This window comes from Microbacterium sp. NPDC089698, assembly GCF_044749045.1.
In the GTDB taxonomy this organism is placed as follows: Bacteria; Actinomycetota; Actinomycetes; order Actinomycetales; family Microbacteriaceae; genus Microbacterium.
Window position 1 is genome coordinate 815,231 of sequence record NZ_JBIVHE010000001.1, and the last position, 22,031, is coordinate 837,261.

At 70.1% G+C, this 22,031-nt stretch carries 22 protein-coding genes; 11 read left to right on the plus strand and 11 right to left on the minus strand.

Going from position 1 to position 22,031, the window contains the following annotated elements:
* Positions 1-1,233 carry an iron uptake system protein EfeO gene (gene efeO / locus ACIPY5_RS03915; protein ID WP_400966919.1) on the minus strand — a complete coding sequence of 411 codons (1,233 nt, stop codon included), beginning with the start codon at positions 1,231-1,233 and terminating at the stop codon, positions 1-3.
* The gene (efeU, locus tag ACIPY5_RS03920; protein WP_400966922.1) at positions 1,230-2,228 is read right to left on the minus strand and encodes an iron uptake transporter permease EfeU; all 999 of its coding nucleotides are present in this window, start codon (positions 2,226-2,228) and stop codon (positions 1,230-1,232) included. Before efeU ends, efeO begins: the two co-directional genes overlap by 4 nt.
* Positions 2,229-2,392: 164 nt before the next feature.
* On the opposite strand from efeU, the gene ACIPY5_RS03925 reads away from it, so the two are divergent.
* Complete coding sequence (locus ACIPY5_RS03925; RefSeq protein ID WP_309340615.1) at positions 2,393-3,397, plus strand: 2-oxoglutarate and iron-dependent oxygenase domain-containing protein; 1,005 nt, start codon at positions 2,393-2,395, stop codon at positions 3,395-3,397.
* A 53-nt stretch (positions 3,398-3,450) separates the two neighbouring features.
* Here the strand turns inward: ACIPY5_RS03925 and ACIPY5_RS03930 are convergent, their stop codons facing one another.
* On the minus strand, positions 3,451-4,116 hold the full coding sequence (locus ACIPY5_RS03930) for a GntR family transcriptional regulator (protein ID WP_400966927.1): 666 nt from the start codon (positions 4,114-4,116) through the stop codon (positions 3,451-3,453).
* On the minus strand, positions 4,100-5,587 hold the full coding sequence (locus ACIPY5_RS03935; protein WP_400966930.1) for a chlorohydrolase family protein: 1,488 nt from the start codon (positions 5,585-5,587) through the stop codon (positions 4,100-4,102). The genes ACIPY5_RS03930 and ACIPY5_RS03935 overlap by 17 nt, the downstream gene beginning before the upstream one ends.
* Positions 5,588-5,755: 168 nt before the next feature.
* Between ACIPY5_RS03935 and ACIPY5_RS03940 the strand changes: the two genes are divergently transcribed.
* The 7 genes from ACIPY5_RS03940 (at position 5,756) to ACIPY5_RS03970 (ending at position 14,101) form a co-directional block, all read left to right on the plus strand.
* Positions 5,756-6,763, plus strand: coding sequence for an ABC transporter permease (locus ACIPY5_RS03940; protein ID WP_309340621.1), 1,008 nt, complete (start codon positions 5,756-5,758; stop codon positions 6,761-6,763).
* 85 nt (positions 6,764-6,848) lie between these two features.
* Complete coding sequence (locus ACIPY5_RS03945) at positions 6,849-8,573, plus strand: ABC transporter substrate-binding protein (RefSeq protein ID WP_400966934.1); 1,725 nt, start codon at positions 6,849-6,851, stop codon at positions 8,571-8,573.
* Positions 8,574-8,635: 62 nt separating this feature from the next.
* Positions 8,636-9,637, plus strand: a complete 1,002-nt coding sequence (locus ACIPY5_RS03950; protein ID WP_400966937.1) for an ABC transporter permease — start codon at positions 8,636-8,638, stop codon at positions 9,635-9,637.
* Positions 9,637-10,653, plus strand: a complete 1,017-nt coding sequence (locus ACIPY5_RS03955) for an ABC transporter ATP-binding protein (RefSeq protein ID WP_400966940.1) — start codon at positions 9,637-9,639, stop codon at positions 10,651-10,653. Before ACIPY5_RS03950 ends, ACIPY5_RS03955 begins: the two co-directional genes overlap by 1 nt.
* Complete coding sequence (locus ACIPY5_RS03960; RefSeq protein ID WP_400966943.1) at positions 10,650-11,675, plus strand: ABC transporter ATP-binding protein; 1,026 nt, start codon at positions 10,650-10,652, stop codon at positions 11,673-11,675. Before ACIPY5_RS03955 ends, ACIPY5_RS03960 begins: the two co-directional genes overlap by 4 nt.
* A complete protein-coding gene (locus ACIPY5_RS03965; protein WP_400966946.1) occupies positions 11,662-12,873 on the plus strand; it encodes an amidohydrolase family protein in 1,212 nt (403 codons plus the stop codon). The genes ACIPY5_RS03960 and ACIPY5_RS03965 overlap by 14 nt, the downstream gene beginning before the upstream one ends.
* Complete coding sequence (locus ACIPY5_RS03970) at positions 12,857-14,101, plus strand: MFS transporter (RefSeq protein WP_400966948.1); 1,245 nt, start codon at positions 12,857-12,859, stop codon at positions 14,099-14,101. The genes ACIPY5_RS03965 and ACIPY5_RS03970 overlap by 17 nt, the downstream gene beginning before the upstream one ends.
* 120 nt (positions 14,102-14,221) lie before the next feature.
* On the opposite strand, the gene ACIPY5_RS03975 is transcribed toward ACIPY5_RS03970, so the two are convergent.
* The 4 genes from ACIPY5_RS03975 to rpsO form a co-directional block, all read right to left on the minus strand.
* A complete protein-coding gene (locus ACIPY5_RS03975) occupies positions 14,222-14,515 on the minus strand; it encodes a transcriptional regulator (protein ID WP_400966951.1) in 294 nt (97 codons plus the stop codon).
* 13 nt (positions 14,516-14,528) lie between these two features.
* Positions 14,529-15,413 (minus strand): hypothetical protein, encoded by an 885-nt coding sequence (locus ACIPY5_RS03980; protein ID WP_400966954.1) that lies wholly within the window; start codon positions 15,411-15,413, stop codon positions 14,529-14,531.
* The gene (locus ACIPY5_RS03985) at positions 15,406-16,296 is read right to left on the minus strand and encodes a hypothetical protein (RefSeq protein WP_400966956.1); all 891 of its coding nucleotides are present in this window, start codon (positions 16,294-16,296) and stop codon (positions 15,406-15,408) included. The genes ACIPY5_RS03980 and ACIPY5_RS03985 overlap by 8 nt, the downstream gene beginning before the upstream one ends.
* Positions 16,297-16,587: 291 nt before the next feature.
* Positions 16,588-16,857, minus strand: a complete 270-nt coding sequence (gene rpsO / locus ACIPY5_RS03990; protein WP_045251768.1) for a 30S ribosomal protein S15 — start codon at positions 16,855-16,857, stop codon at positions 16,588-16,590.
* 216 nt (positions 16,858-17,073) lie between these two features.
* Here rpsO and ACIPY5_RS03995 point away from each other — a divergent pair, with 216 nt between their 5' ends.
* Positions 17,074-18,306 carry an MFS transporter gene (locus ACIPY5_RS03995; RefSeq protein ID WP_400968464.1) on the plus strand — a complete coding sequence of 411 codons (1,233 nt, stop codon included), beginning with the start codon at positions 17,074-17,076 and terminating at the stop codon, positions 18,304-18,306.
* A 33-nt stretch (positions 18,307-18,339) separates the two neighbouring features.
* On the opposite strand, the gene ACIPY5_RS04000 is transcribed toward ACIPY5_RS03995, so the two are convergent.
* Entirely contained in the window at positions 18,340-18,834 is a 495-nt protein-coding gene (locus tag ACIPY5_RS04000) for a carboxymuconolactone decarboxylase family protein (protein WP_400966960.1), read from the minus strand.
* An 84-nt stretch (positions 18,835-18,918) separates the two neighbouring features.
* Here ACIPY5_RS04000 and ACIPY5_RS04005 point away from each other — a divergent pair, with 84 nt between their 5' ends.
* The gene (locus ACIPY5_RS04005) at positions 18,919-19,788 is read left to right on the plus strand and encodes a sigma-70 family RNA polymerase sigma factor (protein ID WP_400966963.1); all 870 of its coding nucleotides are present in this window, start codon (positions 18,919-18,921) and stop codon (positions 19,786-19,788) included.
* A 61-nt stretch (positions 19,789-19,849) separates the two neighbouring features.
* The gene (locus ACIPY5_RS04010) at positions 19,850-20,743 is read left to right on the plus strand and encodes a DNA-3-methyladenine glycosylase family protein (protein WP_400966966.1); all 894 of its coding nucleotides are present in this window, start codon (positions 19,850-19,852) and stop codon (positions 20,741-20,743) included.
* A 68-nt stretch (positions 20,744-20,811) separates the two neighbouring features.
* Here ACIPY5_RS04010 and ACIPY5_RS04015 read toward each other — a convergent pair whose 3' ends face one another.
* Together ACIPY5_RS04015 and ACIPY5_RS04020 are read right to left on the minus strand one after the other, a co-directional pair.
* Positions 20,812-21,360: a YceI family protein gene (locus ACIPY5_RS04015; RefSeq protein ID WP_309340650.1), complete on the minus strand. Its 549-nt coding sequence runs from the start codon at positions 21,358-21,360 to the stop codon at positions 20,812-20,814.
* A 164-nt stretch (positions 21,361-21,524) separates the two neighbouring features.
* A complete protein-coding gene (locus ACIPY5_RS04020) occupies positions 21,525-21,893 on the minus strand; it encodes an FKBP-type peptidyl-prolyl cis-trans isomerase (RefSeq protein WP_045273819.1) in 369 nt (122 codons plus the stop codon).
* Between the last annotated feature and the right edge of the window lie 138 nt (positions 21,894-22,031).

Sequence of the window (22,031 nt, forward strand, 5' to 3'; positions counted from 1 at the left end):
TCAGCCGAGGATCGTGCTGGTGAGCTTCGAGAGCGGCTCGGCGAGCGCGTTCAGCAGGTCGGTCAGGTCGCGCTTCTGGGTCTCGGTGACCGTGGAGTACGACGCGAACCCGTCCTTCAGCGAGCCGTGCACGGAGAGCTCGGCCTCGAGGGCGGAGAACCCGCGATCGATCTGCTCGACGAGCTTCTTGCCCTCGGCGCCCTTGCTCTCGGCGAACTCGCGCACAACCGAGAAGGCCATCTTGGATCCCTCGACGTTCGCCGCGAAGTCGGACAGGTCGGTGCCCGACCACCAGTCCTCCTCGCCGGTGATCTTGCCGTTGGCGACCTCGTCGAGGAGCGAGATGGATCCGTTGGAGATCCCGGCGATGCCCTTGGACTCGAGGTCCTTCACGAAGGCGTCGGAGTGGACGTGGTCGTACAGCTCCTGCAGGTCAGCGAGGAGCTTGTCGGCGAAGGTCGCGCGCTCGGCGGGCGTCGACGGCGCCCAGTCCAGGTTCGCCGGGGTCGTGCCGTCCGAGTTCATCGCACCCGCCGCCGGAGCCCACAGGTCCTTCTCGATGCGGTGGAAGCCGGTCCAGTCGATGCCCTCGGCCTTGGCGTCGAGCTCGCGGAAGTCCAGGCGCGGGTCGAGCGTGCCGAGCTGCTCCGCGATGGGCTCGATGCGCTCGTAGTACGCGCGCACGGTGGAGAACTGGGCCTTGGCAGCCGCGTCGTCCCCGCCGCGGTAGGCGTCCGCGAAGGTCTTCGCAGCGGGCAGCAGCTGGTCGACCTGGTCCTTCACATAGGAGGCGTACTGCGTGAGGGCCTTCTGCTTCTGCGCCGCATCGCCTCCGGTCTCGGCGACCTTCTCGCCGCTCACGGCGAACGCGGTCTTGCCGACGCCGGCGCCGAGCATCCCCGGCTTGCACACCGTGAAGTACTTGCCGGGCTGGGCGACGACGGTGAGGGTGCGCGAGGCGCCGGGCGCCACGTTCTCGACCTCGCCGACGATCCGCACGCCGTCCTCGGCGAGCAGGTAGAACTCGGTCACCTCATCGCCCTTGTTGCTCACGTCGAAGGCGAGCGTACCGCTGGTCGCGGTGGCGGCGGAGACGCTGCACGCATCGGCCGTGGACGAGACGGTCAGACGTCCGCCGGCGGCGACGTCGGACTTGGCGACGCACCCCGTGAGGGCGAGGCCGAGGGCGGCGACGGCGCCGAGGACGGCGATCGGTCGGCGGGCGATGGTCATGAGGCTCCTTCAGGAGAGGGCGATGCAGTCGACGCGGCACGGGCGGCCGCCGACTCGGTCGTGACGGGCGTCGCGGAGGACGCGGGGACGGAAGCGGAAGCCGTGGAAGCGGGCGCCGTGCGCGGTGCTGCGCGGCGCAGACCCCGCACGAACACCGTGCCGACGATCGCGATGTACAGCACCCAGGCGATCACCTGGAGCCAGCTCATCCGCGGCATGAAGCCGACGGTGGCCTGCAGCAGCACGGCGAGCGCGCTGTCGGGGCGGATCGCGGCCGTGACGTCGAACGCCCACCCGAACGGCAGACCCGCCCAGCCCACGAGCACGGCGCCGGAGGCGTCGAGCGGGGCGGCGGACGTGAAGGGGCCCGGCACGACGCCGGCCTCCTGCAGGTCGCTCAGCGCGTAGGCGAGCACACCGGCCGCGATGACGACGAGGAAGCCGCCGGTCCAGGTGAAGAAGCGGGACAGGTCGAGCCTGACCGCGCCCCGCGCGAGCAGCCATCCGGCCAGGACGGCCACCACGAGCCCGAGGGCCGCACCGAGGATCGCCGTCGGCGCGTCGCCGAAGGACTGCACCATCGACCACAGCAGCAGCGTGGTCTCGACGCCCTCGCGGGCCACCGAGACGAACCCGACCAGCACGAGCGCCCAGACGGTGCCCGCTTCGAGCGCCCGGTCGACCCCGCCGTGCAGCGTGGCCTTCATGGTGCGTCCGGCCTTGCGCATCCAGAAGATCATCCAGGTGACCATGCCGACCGTGACCAGCGAGAGCGTGCCCCCGATGATCTCCTGCCCCTGGAAGGTGAGGGCGTAGGCGCCGAAGGTGAGCACGGCGCCGATCACGAGCGCCAGCAGAACGGCCGCACCCACGCCGGTCCACAGGCGCGGCAGCACGTCCTTGCGATCGAGACGCTTCAGGTAGGCGACGAGGATGCCGACGACGAGCGCGGCTTCGAGGCCTTCACGGAGGCCGATGAGGAAAGTGGCGAGCACGAGGGACTGTTCCTGGAGAAGTTATGAGGTAAGGCATCCCTTACCTCCATGACTGTAGCATCCGCTTCCCCTCGTGCTGAACGCGACTCCGGCAGGCGCATCGGTCGCGGTAATCCTCGGCAACAAACCGCCGACCCCTGCTGCACGCGTCCTAGCCTCGCCTCATGGCCGAACTGAACCTCCCGATCCTTGACCTGTCCCAGCTCGATGCGGGCCCCGAGGCCGCCGCCGCGTTCCGCGACGACCTGCGCGCCGCGACGCACGACGTCGGCTTCTTCTACCTCACCGGCACCGGCGTCACGCCCGAGCTCGAGCGCCGCCTGCACCAGGCGGCGAAGGACTTCTTCGCACTGTCCGAAGACGACAAGCTCGCGATCGAGAACGTCAAGAGCCCCCACTTCCGCGGCTACACCCGCATCGGCGGCGAGCGCACGCAGGGCGCGGTGGACTGGCGCGAGCAGATCGACATCGGCCCGGAGCGCGAGGCCGTCGACGGCGGCGCGGCGTACAACCGCCTGATCGGCCCGAACCTGTGGCCGGACGCCCAGCCCGAGCTGCGCGAGGTCGTCGCCGAGTGGCACGCGCAGCTCTCGAGCGTGGCCCGCAAGCTGCTGCGTGCCTGGGCGCTCGCGCTCGGTGCCGAGGAGACGTACTTCGAGCAGAACTTCGGCGACCCGTCGACCCTCATCAAGATCGTCCGCTATCCCGGCACCCACGAGCCCGAGCCGCAGCAGGGCGTCGGCGCCCACAAGGACTCCGGGGTGCTGACCCTGCTCTGGGTCGAGCCAGGCAAGGGCGGTCTGCAGGTCGAGCGGGACGGATCCTGGGTCGACGCGCCCCCGGTCGACGGCGCCTTCGTCGTCAACATCGGCGAGCTGCTCGAGTACGCGACGGACGGCTACCTCAAGGCGACCAACCACCGGGTCGTCTCCCCGCAGGCGCCGGACGAGCGGATCTCGATCCCGTTCTTCTTCAACCCGGCGCTCGATGCGCGCCTGCCGCTCATCGACCTGCCGGCGGAGCTGGCGGAGCAGGCGCGCGGTGTCACGAAGGATCCGTCGAACCCGATCCACGCGCTCTACGGCGAGAACGCCCTGAAGTCGCGCCTGCGCGCGCACCCGGACGTCGCGGCGATCCACCACGCGGACCTGGTCGGCGCCCCCGCCTGAGTCGCCGAGCACGATCGGGGCGCGCCTCACGGCCGCGCCGCGTGGCGGACGGCTCAGCTCTCGAGCACGCCGTCCAGCTGCGCGAGCACGGGCTCGCGGCTCATCTCGATGTGCGCGTACATCTGCGCGGAGGCGAGCCTCCCGCGGCCGTGCGCGATCGATTCGACGAGTTCGACGTGCTCGTCCGTCTGCTCGCTGTCCCTCGTCTCGCGAGTGAGCCGGAACACCCATTCCATCCGTCCGACGAGCGGTCCCAGGCTGCGCAGCAGCAGCCTGCTTCCACTGAGCCGCACGATCTCGGAGTGGAAGTCGAGGCTCGCGGCGCGCGCCGCCTCGGCGTCCACGACGGATGCGTCCTCGTGCAGCGCCCGAAGCCGGTCGATCGTCTCGAGGCCCGCGTGCACGCGCTCGGCGGCGCGCTGCGCGGCGAAGGGCTCGAAGCACAGCCGGGTGTCGAACAGGTCGTGGATGTCGGCGCGCGTGAGCGGCGTCACGTTGGCGCCGCGGTGCCGCGAGGTCATCACGAACCCCTCCGCCTCGAGCCTCTGGAGCGCCTGGCGCACCGGGATGCGGGAGACCGCGAAGCGCTCGGAGAGCTCGCGCTCCTTGAGCCAGGCGCCGGGCGCGACCTCGCCATCGATGATCGCGCGGAGCAGATCCCGATAGACGCGGTCAGCGAGCGCGATCGCGGCGCCGTCGACCTCAGGAACGGTCTCCATCTGCCGCACTCCCCTCCCCCGCAAGCGGGAAGACGGGCGGGAACAGCCCGCCGCCGCCGAGATGATCGCGCTCGTCGTAGCCGGCGCGCATGGTGTCGAACAGGGCCTGGGAATCCTCACGGACGGCGCGCAGATCGATCCCGTCGATCGCTCCGTCGCGCATCACGACCCTGCCCGCGACCATCGTAAGACACGCATCCCTCGCGCTGCCCGCCAGGACGAGGTTGCGCAGCGGATCCTCGATCGGTCCGAAGCGGACGTCGGAGAGGCGGAACGCGGTGAGGTCGGCGGCCGCCCCCTCGGCGATGCGCCCGAGATCGGGCCGGTGCAGTGCGCGCGCTCCGCCGAGAGTCGCCGCCTCCACGTAGCCGGCGAGGTCGCCGGCCGCCAGAGACCGGTTCTGCACCTTCGCGACGGAGACGCCCGTGTCGATGCCGCGGATCAGGTCCGGAGGGAAGGAGTCGGTGCCGAGGGAGATGTTCAGCCCCGCATCCCGATATCGGCCGAAGGTCTCCAGCTCCGATCCGTAGCGCGCGTTCGTGAGCGGGCAGTGCACGATCGACACCCCCGCGTCGACGAGCGCAGCGAGATCCCCGGTGTCCTCGCCCCGCACGCGGGGGTTGACGTCGAGGAAGACGCCGTGCGGAATGATCAGGCGGTCATCGAGAAGCCCCTGCCGGCGGATCAGCTCGAGCGGCGTGCATCCGTGCTTCTCCAGGATCCAGTCGCGCTCGAAGTCGCCCTGCAGCGCGTGCAGGCGCACCAGCGCGCCGCGTTCCCTTGCCGCGTCCGCGGTCGCGGCGAGCAGCCCAGGGGTCAGCGTCTCGATGCGACACGGCAGGAAGACGGGGGTGAGCAGCGGATCCGCCCACGCCTGCAGGGTGTCGTGGAAGCGGATCGCGTCGGCGAGACCGGCCTCGCCCTCCCCCTCGTCGAAGAGGACCGCGCGCCGCCCGTCCTGCACGACGTTGACCCCGGAGCGGTATGACGGGCCGAGGAATCCGCGCAGCCCCAGCCTGCGCGAGTACTCCGCCATGGCGAGGAAGTCGTCGGCGGTCTCCGCCCACGCGGAGTGCACCTCGGAGGCGATCGGCATGTAGCTCGTGATGCCGTGCAGAGCGAGCTGCACGAGCGCGATCTCCCTGATGCGCCGGCGCTCGGCCGCGCTGAACACGTGACGCCGGCGGTCGAACCAGTCCGCGGACCACTGCAGGCGGAGAGCGTGCGCGGGCGCCGACCAGGAGTCCAGGATCAGGTGGTCGATGTCGGTGAGCGCGTCCAGATCGATCAGGCCCGGCATCAGCAAGCTCTCGCCGAGCTCCTCCCGGCGATCGACGTCACGGGGCGCCTCGGCACGCGGTCCCACGAAGGCGATGCGGTCGTCATCGATCAGCACAGCACCGTCCCGGAGCTCGGCATGGGACGCGCCGTCGAAGGCAAGGACATGATCGGCGGTGATCAGGGTACGCACGGGTGCACTCCTCGAACAAGGCAATTGGTATCCAAAACCTATCGACACCCGCAGGTCCGAACAACTCTCTTGGCCGTTGTTCCTGCCTTGATTGGATTTTGGTATACATATCGCTCGGGGCTGGTATACAATTCCAGCAACCCCCGTTCCTGACCATCAAGGAAGATCGTGACGGAAACGCTGACGACGGTCCCGACCACCGAGGCCATCACCACACCGAAGATCGCAACAGGACGTTCGCTCCTCGGCACCGCCTGGCTGCGGATCCGCCGCAGCCGCATCGCGCTGGCGTCCTTCGCCGTGGTGATCGCGATCGTGCTCTTCGCGATCCTGGCCCCGCTGCTCACCGCGATCGAGGGGCAGGATCCGTTCACGACGCACACCGGCCCCGACACGCTGGACAACTTCGACACCCCGGGCCTGCCGCTGCCGCAGTTCCTCTTTCCCTCGGCCGGGCACTGGCTCGGCGTCGAGCCGGGGCTCGGGCGCGACCTCTTCGCCCGCCTCGCCTACGGCGCGCAGGTCTCGCTCACGATCGCCCTGCTCGCGACGCTCGTCTCGGTCGTGCTCGGCACGATCATGGGTGCGGCCGCCGGGTTCTTCGGCGGCAAGGTCGACATGGTCATCAGCCGCCTGATCGACCTGTTCCTCGCCTTCCCGCACCTCCTGCTCGTGCTCTCGCTCACGCCCATCCTGCAGTCCAGGCTGCGGGGCACCGCACTCGGCCAGGGCAGCTTCGTGCCCATCGCCTCGCTCGTGATCATCCTCGGCTTCTTCGGCTGGGCGTACCTCGCCCGCGTCGTGCGCGGCCAGGTGCTCAGCATCCGCGAGCAGGAGTACATCGAGGCGGCCCGCTCGTACGGCGCGTCCCAGCGCACGATCCTGTTCACGCAGGTGATCCCGAACGTGTCGGGCGTGGTGCTCGTCTACGCGACCATGATGATCCCGACCAACATCTCGGCCGAGGCCGCGCTCTCCTTCCTCGGCGTCGGGGTGAAGGATCCGACGCCCTCGTGGGGGCAGATGCTCAACGCCGCACAGTCGGGCAACTGGTATCTCGTCGACCCCTGGTTCCTGATCGTGCCGGGCACCGCCCTCGTCATCACCGTCCTCGCCTTCAACCTGCTCGGCGACGCGGTGCGCGACGCGCTCGACCCCAAGGCCTCGCGCAGCTGATCCCGCACGCGCTCTGCCCGCGCGGCGGCATCCGCTCGCGCCCTCCGTCCGTCCTGCCCATCCCCACCCCGAGAAGAGAAGAACCATGAGACACAGCCGTCCCCTGTTCGCCGCCTCCGTCGTCGCCGTCGCACTCGCCGTGACCGGCTGCTCGGCCGGATCCGCCTCCGGCGGCACCGCCACCGGAGGCGCCGGAGCGAACAACCCGTACGCCCCGCACGTCGTCAACGAGGGCTTCAGCACCAAGGGCGGCAACGTCAACGTGCTGATGTCGAGCGACTTCCAGACGCTCGACCCCGGCAACAGCAACTACGTCCAGACGGCCAACGTCGGCCAGCTCTACTACCGCACGCTGACCATGGCGAAGGAGACGGCGGGCCAGCCGCCGAAGATCGTGCCCGACCTCGCGACCGACCTCGGCAAGGCGTCCTCGGACGGCCTGACGTGGACGTACACGCTCAAGGACGGTCTGACCTACGAGGACGGCTCCCCGATCACGTCCGCCGACATCAAGTACGGCATCGAGCGCACCTTCGCCCGCGACGTCTACACGCAGGCCCCGCAGGAGCTCAACGCCGTCCTGGATGCGGACACGTACAAGGGCCCGTACTCGGGCGGCGACCTCGCCGCGGTCGAGACCCCCGACGCGAAGACGATCATCTTCCACCTCAAGCAGCCGTACCCCGACTTCCCGGCCCTGGCCTCACGCTCGAACACTGCCCCGGTGCCGCAAGCCAAGGACACCAAGCTCGACTACACGAACCACCCGATCTCGTCCGGGCCGTACATGATCGCCGGCTACGACCGAGGCCGCGAGCTCAAGCTGGTCCGCAATCCGCACTGGGATCCGAAGACCGACGAGAACCGGACCGCCCTGCCCGACACGTTCTCGTTCTCGCTCTCGACCGCGCAGGCGACGATCAGCCAGCAGCTGCTGAGCGACTCCGACCCGACCGCGATCACGCTCGACTCGAACGGGGCGCTGCAGGCCTCCGATGCGGCACGTCTCGGCGACCAGACCATCAAGCCGCGCACGGCCGGCGGCCTGCTCGGCTGCACCGATGTGCTGAACTTCAACACCACCACCATCACCGACCCGGACGTGCGCCACGCCCTGGCGCTCGCGATGGACCGCGCGTCGATCCAGGTGCAGTACGGCGGGCCGCGCTTCGGCAAGCTCACGAACTCGTACCTGAACGATGCGCAGGTCGGCTGGATCGCCCCGACGCTCGACCTCGACCCGGCCGGGAAGCCCAAGCTGGACGAGGCGAAGAAGCTCCTGCAGGGCAAGACCGTGCCGAAGACGCTGACCTACGGCTACTCGAACGCCACGGAGCGGTACAAGAACCTCGGAACGGTGCTGCAGCAGAACTTCAAGGAGCTCGGCATCGACCTGCAGATGGTCGCGATCCCCGCGCCGAACTACTACACGACGCTCGCCGGCGACCAGATGCCGGACATCGCCCGTGCCGGCTGGTGCGGTGGAGCGGCGTCAGGCTCGACCCGCACGACCGTCGACCCGAACCTGGGCCCGAGCCTGGACGGCTCGTCCTACGGCTTCAGCAACATCTCGCGCTTCTTCGACCCGACGATCTCGGGCGAGATGTACAAGCTGCGCGACACCAACGGCTCGTCCGAAGAGCTCAACACGAAGTGGACCGAGCTCTACAACAAGGCCATGGAGACGTATCCGATCGTGCCGCTGTTCCGCACGTACACCTCGAGCGTCGTCGGATCCAAGATCCAGAACGCCCAGGTCGGGTACTTCTTCGGAAGCATCGACCTGTCCACCGTCGGCGTCAAGAACTGACGCCTCCGCACTCCTGAAAGGACGGGGCCGGCCCTCCACGGCCGGCCCCGCACGGGACAGCAATGTTCGGATTCCTCCTCCGCCGGGTGGCCGGCCTCGTCATCCTCCTCCTCGTCGTGAGCTTCGTCACGTTCGCGCTCTTCCAGATCGGTCCCTCCGATCCCGCCGCCGCCGCGTGCGGCCAGGAGTGCACCCCGGAACGCATCGAGCAGGCCCGCGTCGCGCTGGGCATGGACAAGCCCTTCTTCGTCCAGTACTTCGCCTACCTGTCGGGCTTCTTCGGGCCCCGCATGATCGGCGCGCCCGGTGCGGAACAGGTCTGCGCCTGGCCGTGTCTGGGCAAGTCCTTCCAGACCAACGAGAATGTCACGGACGTGCTCGCCCGCGCCCTCCCCTACACGCTCTCGATCGCCGTCGGCGCGGTGGTGCTGTGGACGATCGTCGGCGTCGGCCTCGGACTGCTCGCCGCGCTCCGCAAGGGCAGGGCCACCGACAAGCTGATCGTGGGAGCCGCCTCGGTCGGCGTCTCCCTGCCGATCCCGGTGACGGGTCTGCTGCTCCTGCTGGTCTTCGTGAGCACGCTGCACTGGCTGCCGTTCACGAGCAATCAGATCAGCAGTCCGTTCGGACCCGCCGGCCCGGCCGCCTGGTTCCTCAACTACCTGCTGCCGTGGGTCGCGATCGCGGTCCTGTTCAGCGCGCAGTACATCCGCATCACCCGCAACAACATGATCGAGACGTTCGGCGAGGACTTCATGCGCACCGCCCGGGCCAAGGGCCTCGGTCGCAGGGAGATCGTGTTCCGTCACGGCGTCCGCGCCGGGATCACCCCGATCGTGACCATGCTGGGCCTCGACATCGGCGCCCTGCTCGGCGGCGCCGTGCTCACCGAGCAGATCTTCTCCGTCCCCGGCCTCGGCTTCACCGCCGTGCACGCCGCGGTCGCGGGAGACCTGCCCGTCACCATGGCGATCACCATGCTCGCCGCGTTCTTCATCATCACCGCGAACGTCGTCGTCGACCTCGCCTACGCCGGCATCGACCCGAGAGTGAGGGTCAGCTGATGGCCACCCCGTTCCTCGACATCCGCGACCTGCGGGTCGACTTCCCCACCGACGACGGCGTCGTGCACGCCGTCAACGGCATGGATCTGCGCCTCGAACGCGGCGACACGATCGGCATCGTCGGCGAGTCCGGATCCGGCAAGACCGTCACCAGCCAGACGCTCATGGGGCTGCTCAAGGGCACAAGCGCCCACGTCACCGGTCAGATCCTGTTCGAGGGGACGGACCTCGTCCCTCTCACCGAGAACGAGATGCGCCCGTACCGCGGTCGCAAGATCGGCATGATCTTCCAGGATCCGCTCTCCGCGATGCACCCGTATTACACCGTGGGCGCGCAGATCGCCGAGGCGTACCGGGTGCACAACACGGTGAGCGCGAAGGCCGCCAAGGCTCAGGCGATCGACATGCTGGCGCGCGTGGGGATCCCGGATCCGGTCTCGCGCTACGACGCGCATCCGCACGAGTTCTCCGGCGGCATGCGCCAGCGCGCGATGATCGCCATGGCCCTGATCTGCGAACCGGAGCTGCTCATCGCGGACGAACCGACGACCGCTCTCGACGTCACGGTGCAGGCGCAGATCCTCGACCTGATCTCGTCGTTGCAGCAGGAGACCGGATCCGCCGTCGTGTACGTGACCCACGACCTCGGCGTCGTCGCCGAAGTCTGCCAGCGGGTCGTCGTCATGTACGGCGGGCAGTGCGTCGAGCAGGCCGACATGGAAGACGCCTTCCTCCGCACCGCGCACCCGTACACGAAGGGGCTGCTGGCGTCGATGCCGTCGATGGCGGACGAAGCCGGCCGGCTCACCCCGATCCCCGGCTTCCCGCCATCGCTGCTGGATCTGCCGCAGGGCTGCCTGTTCGCGGATCGCTGCCCCGTGTCGCACCTGGTGCCGGGGAACCGCTGCCGCACCGAGCGGCCCGTGCTGCACGGCGCGGGATCGCACCGGTCGCGGTGCCACCTGTCCGAGGACCTGGGCGCGTCCGCGCCGATCACGTTGGAGGCCGCGCGATGAACGCACCGCTGCTGCAGGTCGAAGGACTCGCCAAGCACTTCCCCGTCTCGCAGGGCATGTTCAGGCCGAAGAGCAACGTCAAGGCCGTCGACGGGGTGTCGTTCACGCTCGAGCGCGGCAAGACCCTGGGGCTCGTGGGCGAGTCCGGCTGCGGGAAGTCGACCACCGGCCGTCTGCTCATGCGCCTGCTCACGCCGACGTCGGGAAGCATCCGCCTGGACGGCGCCGATGTCGCGGGGCTCGCCCGATCCGAGCTGCAGGACTTCCGCCGTCGCGTGCAGATGGTGTTCCAGAACCCCGCGTCGTCGCTCAACCCTCGCCAGACCGTCGGCGCCGCGATCGCCGCGCCGTTGCGCGCCCAAGGCATCGCCCCGAAGGAGGGGATGAAGCCCCGCGTGCAGTCGCTCATGGACCGTGTGGGGCTGCGCCCCGAGCACTACAACCGGTTCCCCCATGAGTTCTCCGGCGGCCAGAAGCAGCGCGTGGGCATCGCCAGGGCGCTGGCGCTGGAGCCCGACGTGGTGATCTGCGACGAACCCGTCTCGGCGCTCGACGTCTCGGTGCAGGCGCAGGTGATCAACCTGCTGCAGGACATCCAGGCGGACACCGGGATCTCCTATGTCTTCATCGCGCACGACCTCTCGGTCGTCAAGCACTTCGCGCACGACGTGGCCGTGATGTACCTCGGCAAGGTGATGGAGCGGGGCACCAGGGACGAGGTCTTCGACGCTCCCAGGCATCCCTACACGCAGTCGCTGCTGTCCTCGGTCCCCTCCCCCGATCCGCACGCGGATCGCAGCGGGCGGATCCGGCTGACCGGCGATCTGCCGCATCCGTCCAACCCGCCGAGCGGGTGCGTGTTCCGCACGCGCTGCCCCGTCTTCGCGCTGTTGGACGCGGACAAGAAGAAGATGTGCGTGGAGCAGGTGCCGTCCGGTGCGGTCGCCTGCCTCCATCCGGCCGAGGCCGCCGCGTTCGCGGCGAGCACCCCCGAAGAGAGGAAGATCCTTGCTGATTCGTGATGTCCGCCCCTGGGGCGGTCCCGCATCCGATGTCGTCGTCGAGGGCGGGCGCATCGCCGCCGTCCGCCCGCATGACGAGTCCGTCCCGCTCGGGGCCGAGGACGTCGAGGGCCGGGACCGGCTGCTTCTGCCGTCCTTCAGCGACGTGCACGTGCACCTGGACTCCACGCGCATCGGCCTTCCTTTCCGCGAGCACACCGGCTCGCCCGGCGTGTGGGGGATGATGATGAACGACCGGCGCAACTGGCGCGACACCGATGTGCCGCACGCCGAAATCGTCGCCGGCACGCTGGAGCGGATGATCGCGCGCGGCACGACGCGGGTGCGCTCGTACGCGCAGGTCGATGTGGACTGCAAGCTCGAGAAGTTCGACGCAGTGATGGCCGCGAAGGAGAGGTTCGCCGATCAGGCCGAGGTCCAGATCATGACCTTCCCCCAGGCCGGCATCCTCCTCGAGGAGGGCACCGTCGACTATCTCGAGGAGTCGCTCAAGCAGGGCGCCGACGTGATGGGCGGCATCGACCCCTCGCAGCTCGACCGGGATCCGGTCAAGCACCTGGACATCGTGTTCGGTCTCGCCGAGAAGTACCAGGTCGAGATCGACATCCACCTGCACGAGCCCGGCCACCTCGGCGTCTTCAGCACCGAGCTCGTCCTCGAGCGCGTGCGCGCCCTCGGGATGCAGGGGAAGGTCACGATGTCGCACGCCTACGAGCTGGGCGGGGTGAACGAGGCCACCAGCCGCCGGCTGATCGACGAGTTCGCCGAACTCGACATCGCCATGGCGAGCGTCGCCCCTGCGGCGCGCAACCAGCTCTCGCTCGTCGATCTCGTGTCCTCGGGCGTGCGCTTCGGCCTCGGTGAGGACGGCCAGCGCGACTACTGGAGCCCCTACGGCAACGGCGACCTGCTGGATCGCACCTGGCAGCTGGCGTTCACGAACAACTTCCGCCGGGACGAGCACATCGAGATGTGCCTCGCCATCGCGACGATGGGCGGCGCCAGCATCATGTCGCACGCGTCCCCGCGCCTGACCGGGGTGCAGGATCGTCCCGGCACCGCGGTCGGCGACCGCGCCGACCTGGTGCTCGTCGACGGAGAGACTCCCACCAGCGCCGTGATGGACCGCGGCACGGACCGCACCGTCCTCCATGACGGGCGGGTCGTCGCCGATGGGCTTCGTGTCCTCGCGCACTGATCGGAGGGACGGCGCCGCCGGCGGCGCCGTCCCGGCCGGTCGCCCGGCGCCCCGTGCCCGGCTCGCGCCGACCGCGAGCGCCGCCCGAGCCGTCGCGCTCGGGGCCGCGCTCCTGGTCGGCGTCAATCTGCGCCCCGCGATCACCTCGGTCTCCGCGCTGCTGGATCAGGCGACGAGCGAGTTCGGGCTGGGCGGTGTCGGGCGCAGCCTCCTCGCGACGCTGCCGGTGATCGCGTTCGGGGTGACGGCGATGCTCGGTCCGCTGCTGGCCCGGCGCATCGGCACGACCCGTGCGATCCTCGCTGCGATGGCGGTGCTCGCCGCGGGGCTCGTGCTTCGAGTCCTGAGCAGCTGGATGCTGCTGCCCGGCACCTTCCTCGCGGGCGCCGCGATCATGGTCGCGGCGACCCTGCTCCCGCCCTATCTCAAGGCGCTCGGCGCGAGCGGACTCTGGGTGGGGCTGAGCAGCATGTCGTTCGGCATCGGCGCCGCGCTCGGCGCGAGCCTCGCCGTACCGCTGGACGAGGCGCTCGGCCTCCGCCCGGCGCTGGCCGCCTGGGCCGCCCTCGCGACGCTGGCCGCGCTCGCGATGCTGGCCGCGGGCCGGGGCGGCGTGGCCACCGCGCCGACCAGGGCTCCGATCGCCCTCCCCGCGGGCTCCCGGAGCACGGTGGCGCTCATGACCACGGTGTTCTCGCTGCAGGCGCTGCTCTACTTCGCGGTGACCACCTGGCTTCCGCTGATCCTGTCCTCGCACGGCGAGTCCCGCGCGGCCGCGGGAAGCCTGCTGGGGTGGTTCAGCCTGATCGGCCTCCTCCCCACGCTCCTCGCTCCGATGATCGCGCGACGCCGCCGGATCCTCACCTGGTTCGGTCCCGGCCTCGGGATCGTCATGGCCGCCGGGTTCGCCTGGCTCGCTCTGGATGGCGGGCACGATCCCGTGGTGGTATCCGTGCTCGGTGTCGCGCAGAACGCGGGTTTCGGGCTCGCCATGGGATTGCTCGTAAGCCTGTCCGCCGACGAGGCCTCCGCCGGGATCCTGTCCGCGATCGCGCAGGGCGTCGGCTACGCCGTCGCCGGCGGCGGCAGCCTGCTGCTCGGCATCGTGCATGACGCGAACGGCTCCTGGACCGCGAGCCTGCTGATCATGGCGTTCTGCGCACTGCTGCTCGCGGTGTCCGTGACGCTCGTGATCCGCCGCCGGCCGGTGTCGCTGGTCCGGGGCTGAACGCGCGGTTGCTCCCGCCGCGCCTCGAGAAACCACTTCCTGCACGAGAAACCACTCCGGACGTGATGTCTCACGCAGGAAGTGGTTTCTCGCGCGGATCCTGCTCGCGGGCGAGCGGAGTCAGATGTCGGGCCCGCCCCCGGCGACGATGTCCCGCAGCGCCTGCACATGCGCCTCGAACGCGCGCGCGCCGGGCGCTGTGGCGCGCACCCAGGTGCGCGGCCTGGTGCCGACCTGCCCCTTCCGGCTGACGACGTAGCCGGCCTCCGCCAGCGCGGCGATCGCCTTGCTGACCGCGGAGTCGTTCGCCTGCAGCACGTGCGCGAGCGTCGCGAAGTCCATCTCCACGCCATCGCGCAGGGCGGCCATCATCGAGAAGCGGATCGCGCCGGCGAAGGTGTCGTCGAGACGCATTCGCGGATGCGGCTCAGGCATCAGGACCGGCCGGCCAGAGCGCTGCGACGACGAAGAGCACCAGGATCGCGCCCGCGGCGATGCCGCCGATCACGCCGCCGAACGACGGGGTCGCGAACGCCGGAATCGGCGCCACGCAGGTGATCACCACGGAGATCGCGAACGCCGTCCACTGCGGGGTACGCCATGCCGCACCGATCGCGGGCACCGCGTTCGAGAAGCGTCCGAGCGCCGCGATCGCCACCGCGAGCACCGCGGCGACCACCGAGAGCGCTCCGAAGGCTCCACCCGCGGCGAACAAGGGACCGACCGCAGCGATCAGTGCGAGTCCGAGGCCGAAGCAGCCCGTGGCAATCCGCACGGCGGTGTTCATCTCGGCGTGCTCGGTGACCGGGACCGCTTCACCGGCATCACGGCGCATCGCACCCCATGCCCACACCCCGGCCCCGAGGCCCAGGACTCCTCCGAGCGCGACGAGAAGCACGGGAGCGTCCCCCCGCAGGAACGTGATCACGAGCGCCGTCAGGAACGCCGCGGCCGTGGCGCCGGTGAGCACCTGATGCATGAGACGTGGTGCGCCGCGAAGCGCCTGCACCGCGCCGTACCGCTCGCGGAGCCCGCGCACGAGCTGGCCCCACATCAGCATGACCACGAGCAGCGCCAGTGTGGGCAGGGAGCGCGCATTCACAGAGGGATCCCGAGCCAGCTGCGCGAGGAACCAGGAGACGAAGGCGGCCGTCGGGACGAATGCCTCGAAGAACAGGATCCGGCCCAGCCGGCGGCGGTCGATCACCCCGTCGCGGCGCCCCGCGATGCCGGGCAGCGCGTCGAGCGCGGCTTGCGCCGCCTCCTGCCCCTGCACGCGGTCCGTCTCGTCGAAGCGGCGCTCCTCAGTCATCGCCGCGCCTCGGGAGCCGGCTGACGATCGCCGCCAGGATCAGGACCACGGCCCCGAGAACGAAGCCGGTCGCCGGCGCGATCCCCGGACGCGTGCTCACGAGGAGCACCATCGCCGCCGCGGCGGAGGCGCCGACCCCGAACATGGTCCACTGCGGTGCCCGCCAGATCTCGCCCAGATCCGCGCACCACCGTGTGAGCAGCGCGACCAGGTAGAGGACCGTGACGGCGCACATCCCCAAGGAGCTGACGCCGGATCCCCATCCGGGCACGGCCGCCGCCCCGCTGAGGGCGACGCTGATCGCGAGGCATGCGCCCACCGCCAGCGTCCCGACCCGTGCGGTGCGGGTGAACGGCGCATGCGCCGGAGCGATGCGGGGAGGATCGTTCCGTCCCTCATACCGCAGCGACAGACCGGCCGACAGCCCTCCGGCGAGGAAGAACAGCGAGGGCACGGGAAGCCAGAACCACGAGAAGGCGCCCTTGAACCCATCGATCAGCACGAGCGCGAGACCGAGCACGGCACCTGCGACCGCGAGGCCGTAATAGGCGACGGCGCTTGCACCCCGCAGCACGCGGCGGGCGCCGTAGCCTTCCCGGACGGCACGCGCGAGGAACGACCAGATGAGGAACACGGCCAGCATGTTCATCGGCGCGATGGGCAGATCGGGACTCTGCCGATGCAGCCCCCAGGCGAGGAGGTAGATGCCGACATACAGCGCGGATGCGACGCCCTCCACGACGTACAGGCGCCCGAGCCGGCGCAGATCCAGCACGCCCTCGGCACGCCGCCGGACGTCGGGCAGCACGTCGAGATACGCCTGGGCGGTGGCCGCGTCCGGCTGTTCCAGGGGCTCCGCGCCCCGCATGGACTGCTGCTCCATCGATCCCCCCGAATCGCCGGTCTCGCTTTCCTAGAGGAAAGCTCGTACTGCTTTCCTACAGGAAAGTCACTCTGGGATCAATGGCCCGAGACGGGCTGGATCCGACGACGGCACGGGATCCTGCCGAGTGGACGGGCTCTTGACGCGATCGAGCCGTACGCTCGGCAGGATCCCGTGCACTCGACGCCTGCGGGCGCGAACTCCGCGCGACGCCCGGACAAAGGTCGAGGCCCGCCCCACACCGTGGGACGGGCCTCGCAAGAACGTTTTGCGCGATTGAACGCTGGCTGCTTAGCGGCGGAGCCCGAGACGCTCGATCAGCGAGCGGTAGCGCTCGATGTCGACGTCCTGGAGGTAGCCGAGCAGACGACGGCGCTGACCGACGAGCAGGAACAGGCCACGACGCGAGTGGTGGTCGTGCTTGTGCTCCTTGAGGTGCTCGGTGAGGTCCTTGATGCGCTGCGTCAGCATTGCAACCTGCACCTCGGGGGATCCGGTGTCACCGGGGTGCGTCGCGTACTCTTCGATGATCGCCTTCTTGACGTCTGCATCCAGTGCCATAGGTGATCCCCTTCCTCTTTGCTGCGCGGTGCCCGACGCCGAATGCGTGGGCTCTCTTTATCCGCGGCCGATCGAACGGCAACCGCACAAGTCTATCAGCACCCGAGCGTGCCCCGCGCCGGACCGGATCCCCGCCCCTCGAAGCGCGGCTACGCTCGACGGGTGAGTCATCTGATCGACCTGAGCCCGTTCCGGCAGAGCCCGGCATTCGCCCGGATGTGGATCGGATCCACCCTCAGCGGCATCGGCGGGCAGCTCACGGTCGTGACCGTCATGCTGCACGTGTTCGCGCTCACGCAGAGCACCTTCGCCGTCTCCATGATCGCCGTCGCGGGGCTCGTGCCGATGATCCTGGCCGGACTGTACGGCGGGATGCTCGCCGACGCCTTCGACCGCCGGCGGGTCGCGCTCATCGCCGCCGTCATCACGTTCGCCGCGACGGCGCTGCTCGCGACCCTGACCTGGACCCACACGGAGACCATCTGGTGGCTCTACGCGCTGAGCATGATCATCGCCGCGGCGAACTCGGTCGGGATGGCCACGCGCACCGCGATCATCCCCCGGCTGCTCTCCCGCGACATGCTCGCCCCCGCTTCGGCCCTGAACGGCGTGGCCTTCGGCATGACGGTCATGGCGGGCCCCGCTCTGGCCGGCCTCCTCGTCGCTCTCACGGGCTACGGCTGGACGTACACGATCGACGTGATCCTGATGCTGTCGATGTTCCTCGGGCTGTGGACGCTGCCGAAGCTGCTGCCCGAGGGCGAGATCGTGCGCCCCGGTCTCGCCTCCCTCGTCGACGGATGGCGCTTCCTGCGTCGCGCCGGCAACATCCGGATGCAGTACATCCTCGACATCTGCGCCATGACCTTCGGCCAGCCCCTCGCGCTCTTCCCCGCCCTCGGCACCGTGATCCTGGGCGGCGGCGCCGTCACGACGGGCCTGCTGACGGCGGCCGTCGCGGTCGGGACCTTCCTGTCGAGCCTGTTCTCGGGGCGCATCGTGCACTACCGCTGGCACGGCCGCGGCATCGCCCGTGCCGTGCAGGCCTATGGCACGACGATCGCGCTGTTCGGCGTGGTCCTGCTCGTGGGGTCGATGCTCCCCTCCGCACACGCCACGGCATCCTCGCCGAACGTGCTGCTGATCGCGCTGGCCTGCGTCGCCCTGGCGTTCTCCGGCGCGGCAGACAACGTCAGCTCGATCTACCGCAACACGATGATGCAGGCCGCGGTCCCCGACACGATGCGCGGGCGCCTGCAGGGCGTGTTCATCATCGTGGTCGCAGGCGGGCCTCGTCTCGGCGCCCTCTACGCCGGCGCGCTGGCCTCCCTCACGGCCCTCTGGTTCCCGCCGCTCCTGGGCGGGCTGCTGGTGATCGGCCTCGTCGCGGTCTTCGTGCGGCTCAGCCCGCGATTCCGGGCGTACGACGCCGCGGATCCGCAGCCCTGACGCGCTGTCCAGGACCGCGGATCCGGGCGGACGTCAGCGCTGCCCCGCGGGCTGACGGATCGCGACGTTGATCCGGTTCCACACATTGATCGCGCTGATCGCGAGGATCAGGGCGGACAGCTGGCGCCGATCGAACTGCGCCGACACCTCGTCCCAGAGCGCGTCGGACACGGGATCAGGACGGTCCGCGATGCGGGTGAGCGCCTCCGTGAGCGCGAGCGCCGCCCGCTCCCGCGCGGTGAAGAACGGAGCCTCGCGCCAGGCCGCGACGCCGAACACCCGTTCGTCGCCCGCCCCGTCCGCGCGCATCTCCTTCGAGTGCTCGATCGTGCACCAGCTGCAGCCGTTGATCTGACTGGCCCGCAGGTGGACCAGGTGCAGCAGCTCCTGCGGCAGATCGGTCGAGGCCGCCACGCCGCTCAGCGCGGAGAGCGCATCGAAGCCGCCCTCCAGCAGGAACGCGGGGTGCGGCATGCGCGCCTTGATCGCGACGGCGGCCGTGGTGTCGATGGTCTGGTCGATGGTCATGTCAGACTCTTCCCGTTCTTCTCGTCAGACGCCGCCCGATCCGGACGGTCACTCTGATGACACGCGGGCCGGAGGAGATGTGACATGGCGGATCAGGATTCGCTCGCCGCGCGCTTCGAGGAGCAGCGACCGCGGCTGCGCCGCCTCGCGCAGCGCATGCTCGGATCCACCGCCGAGGCCGACGACATCGTGCAGGATGTGTGGCTGCGAGCCTCCGCGGCCGGCGCGGACGACGTGCGGAACTTCGGCGGCTGGCTGACAACGATCGTCTCCCGCGCCTGCCTCAATGCGCTGCGCTCCCGCGCCTCCCGTGGCGAGATCCCGCTCGACGACGACGGAACGGGCCCGGTCATCGAGGCGGACGTGCGCGCACCGGATCCCCTCGAGGAGGCCCAGCAGGCCGAAGCCGTCGGCGCCGCCCTCGCCGTCGTGCATGAGCATCTGTCCCCTGCCGAGCGCGTGGCGTTCGTGCTGCACGATTCCTTCGAGGTGCCCTTCGAACAGATCGCCGATCTGCTCGAGCGCTCCCCCGATGCGGTGCGACAGCTCGCCAGCCGCGCGCGCCGGCGGGTGCGTTCGGCGGATGTGGCGGGCGCCGGAACCGCTCGCGACCGGCGCCCGATGGTGGATGCGTTCTTCGCGGCCGCCCGATCCGGCGACTTCGATCGGCTCGTGTCGCTCCTCTCCCCGGAGGTCGAACTGCGGATCGAGCAGGGATTGTCGGCGACCGTGCTCGTGCGCGGCGGCGCGGCCGTCGCGGGCCGCGCGCTCATGTTCGCGATCCCCGACGCGGTGCTCCGTCCCGTGCGGGTGGACGGTCTCCCCGGCGTCGTCGTCATGGTCGGCGCGCGCGCCGTCTCGGTCATGGCCTTCGACGTCGACGGCGAGCGGATCGCGGCCATCGATGCGTTCGCGGGACCCGCCGCGATCGCCGCGCTGTCCCTGCCCCGGTGATGCCGGCGGCGGGCCGTGCCGCACTCGCGGGAACGTCCGTGCCCCCGCGCAGACTGGCGGCATGAGCACTTCCATCCGCACCACGACGCTGCCCCTCACCGGGCCCTACGACCTCCGAGAGGTCGCGCTCATGGGATTCGGCCATCGCGACGAGTCCTCCTTCGACGGCGTCATGCGGCTGGCGTTCTGCACCGACGCGCTCGATTCCCAGGTCGGCGTCGAGGTACGACAGCTCGACGGCGCGCTCGCCGTGGCCGTGCACGGGGAAGGGGATCTCGGCGCGATCGCGGCACAGGTGGCGCGCGTGATCTCCGCCGACCACGACGGCGAAGCCTGGGCGGCGATCTGCGCCGCGGATCCGGTGCTCGCCCGCGTGCACGCGGCCGCGCCGGGCTTCCGCCCCTCGAACTTCTACAGCCCGTACGAGGCGGCGGTGTGGGCCGTGCTGTCGGCCCGTCGCGCACGGCAGCAGGGCATCGCCCTGCGCCGGCGCCTGTCCGAACAGCACGGCGCCCTGTTCGCGCTCGCAGGACGGCCCGAGGCCGCACTCCCGCTGCCCGAGCAGCTGCTCGGGATCGAGGATCTCCCCGGTCTCCCCGCCGACCGGATCCCGAGGCTGCACGCGATCGCCCGTGCAGCGCTGGACGGGCAGCTCGACGTCGGGCGGCTGGCCGCGATGACACCCGCCGAGGCCATGCTCGACGTCCAGCGCCTGCCCGGCATCGGCCCCTTCTACAGCGCGCTCATCGTCATCAGGGCCTGCGGGCTCGCCGACGTGCTGTCGACGCAGGAGGACCACACGCGCGCCGCCGTGCAGGCCCTCTACGGCCTCGATCACACTCCCGACGATGCCGAGCTGGAGCGGATCGCCGAGGCTTGGCGCCCGTTCCGCACCTGGGCCGCGGTGTCGTTGCGCGCGGTCGGATCCCGGCTTCTCGATCAGCCGTCGCGCTGACGGCCTTTCGACGACGAGAGGGCGGGGTCGCTGCGCGCGACACCCGCCCTCCAGGGACGATGCGTGGGTTACGCCTGCAGAGCGCCCTGCAGGTCGAGCGTGATCGTGACGTCCTTGCCGACGAGCACGCCACCGGTCTCCAGCGCCGCGTTCCAGGTGAGGCCGAAGTCCTCGCGGTTGATGACGGCCTTCGCGGAGGCGCCGGCCTTGTAGTTGCCGTAGGGGTCCGAGCCGAAGCCGCCGAAGTCCAGTTCGAAGGTCACCGGCTTGGTGACGCCGTGGATCGTGAGGTCGCCGTCGACGAACAGGTCGCCGCCCTCGACGCGGGCGCCGGTCGAGGCGAAGTCCATGGTCGGGTACTTCTCGACGTCGAAGAAGTCGGCCGACATCAGGTGGCCGTTGCGGCCGGCGTCGCCGGTGTCGAGCGAGGTGACGTCGACGCTCGCCTCGACGCGCGCCTCGAGCGGGTTCTCCGGGGCGATCAGGGTCGCGCTCTTGACACCGAAGGTGCCGCGCACCTTCGAGATCATCATGTGACGGACGCTGAAGGTGACCTCGCTGTGGGCGGGGTCCAGGGTCCAGGTGCCGCTGCGGTAGCCGGGGATGTCGATGCTCATGGGTGCTCCTCGTCGGAAGGTCTGCGGTCGCCGCCGATGCGGTGACATCAGGGTCCAACTTACATTCACTTGAATGCATTCCCGATTCGGCGAACTTTTTCCGAGATCCCCTCCGGCACGACGAAGGCCCCGTCCGGAGACGGGGCCTTCGCGATGCACGATCGTCAGCCGACGGCGACGAGGTCGATGATGAAGATGAGGGTCTTGCCTCCGAGGAAGTGACCGGATCCGGCGGGTCCGTAGGCGAGGTGCGGCGGGATCACCAGTTCGCGGCGTCCACCCACCTTCATGCCGGGGATGCCCTCCTGCCAGCCCTGGATCAGGCCGCGCAGCGGGAACTGGATGGTCTCCCCGCGACCCCAGGAGGAGTCGAACTCCTCGCCGGAGTCGTGCTCGACACCGGCGTAGTGCACGGTCACGGTGTCGCCGGGCTTCGCCTCGTCACCGGTTCCCTCGATGATGTCGCGGATCACGAGCTCCGTGGGGGCGGGTCCGGTGGGGGCGTCGAACTCGGGCTTGGTGCGCTCAGTCATGCCTCCATCCAACCCGACGCGGTCCGACCCGGTCAACGCGGGGCACTGCGCCGACGGCGAACAGCCTCCGCGGAGGCGGCCGGGAGACGAAGATGCGCCGCGCCCGATCCTTGACATCACCGCGCCACGGGTGCAACC

What these genes read in the sequence shown, in the direction of transcription:
- ACIPY5_RS04010 (WP_400966966.1), top strand. Translation starts at nt 19,850, where the DNA reads ATGAGCACTTCCATCCGCACCACGACGCTGCCCCTCACCGGGCCCTAC.
- ACIPY5_RS03975 (WP_400966951.1), bottom strand. Translation starts at nt 14,515, where the DNA reads ATGCGTCTCGACGACACCTTCGCCGGCGCGATCCGCTTCTCGATGATG.
- efeO (WP_400966919.1), bottom strand. Translation starts at nt 1,233, where the DNA reads ATGACCATCGCCCGCCGACCGATCGCCGTCCTCGGCGCCGTCGCCGCC.
- ACIPY5_RS04000 (WP_400966960.1), bottom strand. Translation starts at nt 18,834, where the DNA reads ATGACCATCGACCAGACCATCGACACCACGGCCGCCGTCGCGATCAAG.
- ACIPY5_RS03980 (WP_400966954.1), bottom strand. Translation starts at nt 15,413, where the DNA reads ATGACTGAGGAGCGCCGCTTCGACGAGACGGACCGCGTGCAGGGGCAG.
- ACIPY5_RS03930 (WP_400966927.1), bottom strand. Translation starts at nt 4,116, where the DNA reads ATGGAGACCGTTCCTGAGGTCGACGGCGCCGCGATCGCGCTCGCTGAC.
- ACIPY5_RS04020 (WP_045273819.1), bottom strand. Translation starts at nt 21,893, where the DNA reads ATGACTGAGCGCACCAAGCCCGAGTTCGACGCCCCCACCGGACCCGCC.
- ACIPY5_RS03945 (WP_400966934.1), top strand. Translation starts at nt 6,849, where the DNA reads ATGAGACACAGCCGTCCCCTGTTCGCCGCCTCCGTCGTCGCCGTCGCA.
- rpsO (WP_045251768.1), bottom strand. Translation starts at nt 16,857, where the DNA reads ATGGCACTGGATGCAGACGTCAAGAAGGCGATCATCGAAGAGTACGCG.
- ACIPY5_RS03960 (WP_400966943.1), top strand. Translation starts at nt 10,650, where the DNA reads ATGAACGCACCGCTGCTGCAGGTCGAAGGACTCGCCAAGCACTTCCCC.
- ACIPY5_RS03985 (WP_400966956.1), bottom strand. Translation starts at nt 16,296, where the DNA reads ATGGAGCAGCAGTCCATGCGGGGCGCGGAGCCCCTGGAACAGCCGGAC.
- ACIPY5_RS03950 (WP_400966937.1), top strand. Translation starts at nt 8,636, where the DNA reads ATGTTCGGATTCCTCCTCCGCCGGGTGGCCGGCCTCGTCATCCTCCTC.
- ACIPY5_RS03925 (WP_309340615.1), top strand. Translation starts at nt 2,393, where the DNA reads ATGGCCGAACTGAACCTCCCGATCCTTGACCTGTCCCAGCTCGATGCG.
- ACIPY5_RS03955 (WP_400966940.1), top strand. Translation starts at nt 9,637, where the DNA reads ATGGCCACCCCGTTCCTCGACATCCGCGACCTGCGGGTCGACTTCCCC.
- ACIPY5_RS04015 (WP_309340650.1), bottom strand. Translation starts at nt 21,360, where the DNA reads ATGAGCATCGACATCCCCGGCTACCGCAGCGGCACCTGGACCCTGGAC.
- ACIPY5_RS03995 (WP_400968464.1), top strand. Translation starts at nt 17,074, where the DNA reads ATGTGGATCGGATCCACCCTCAGCGGCATCGGCGGGCAGCTCACGGTC.
- ACIPY5_RS04005 (WP_400966963.1), top strand. Translation starts at nt 18,919, where the DNA reads ATGGCGGATCAGGATTCGCTCGCCGCGCGCTTCGAGGAGCAGCGACCG.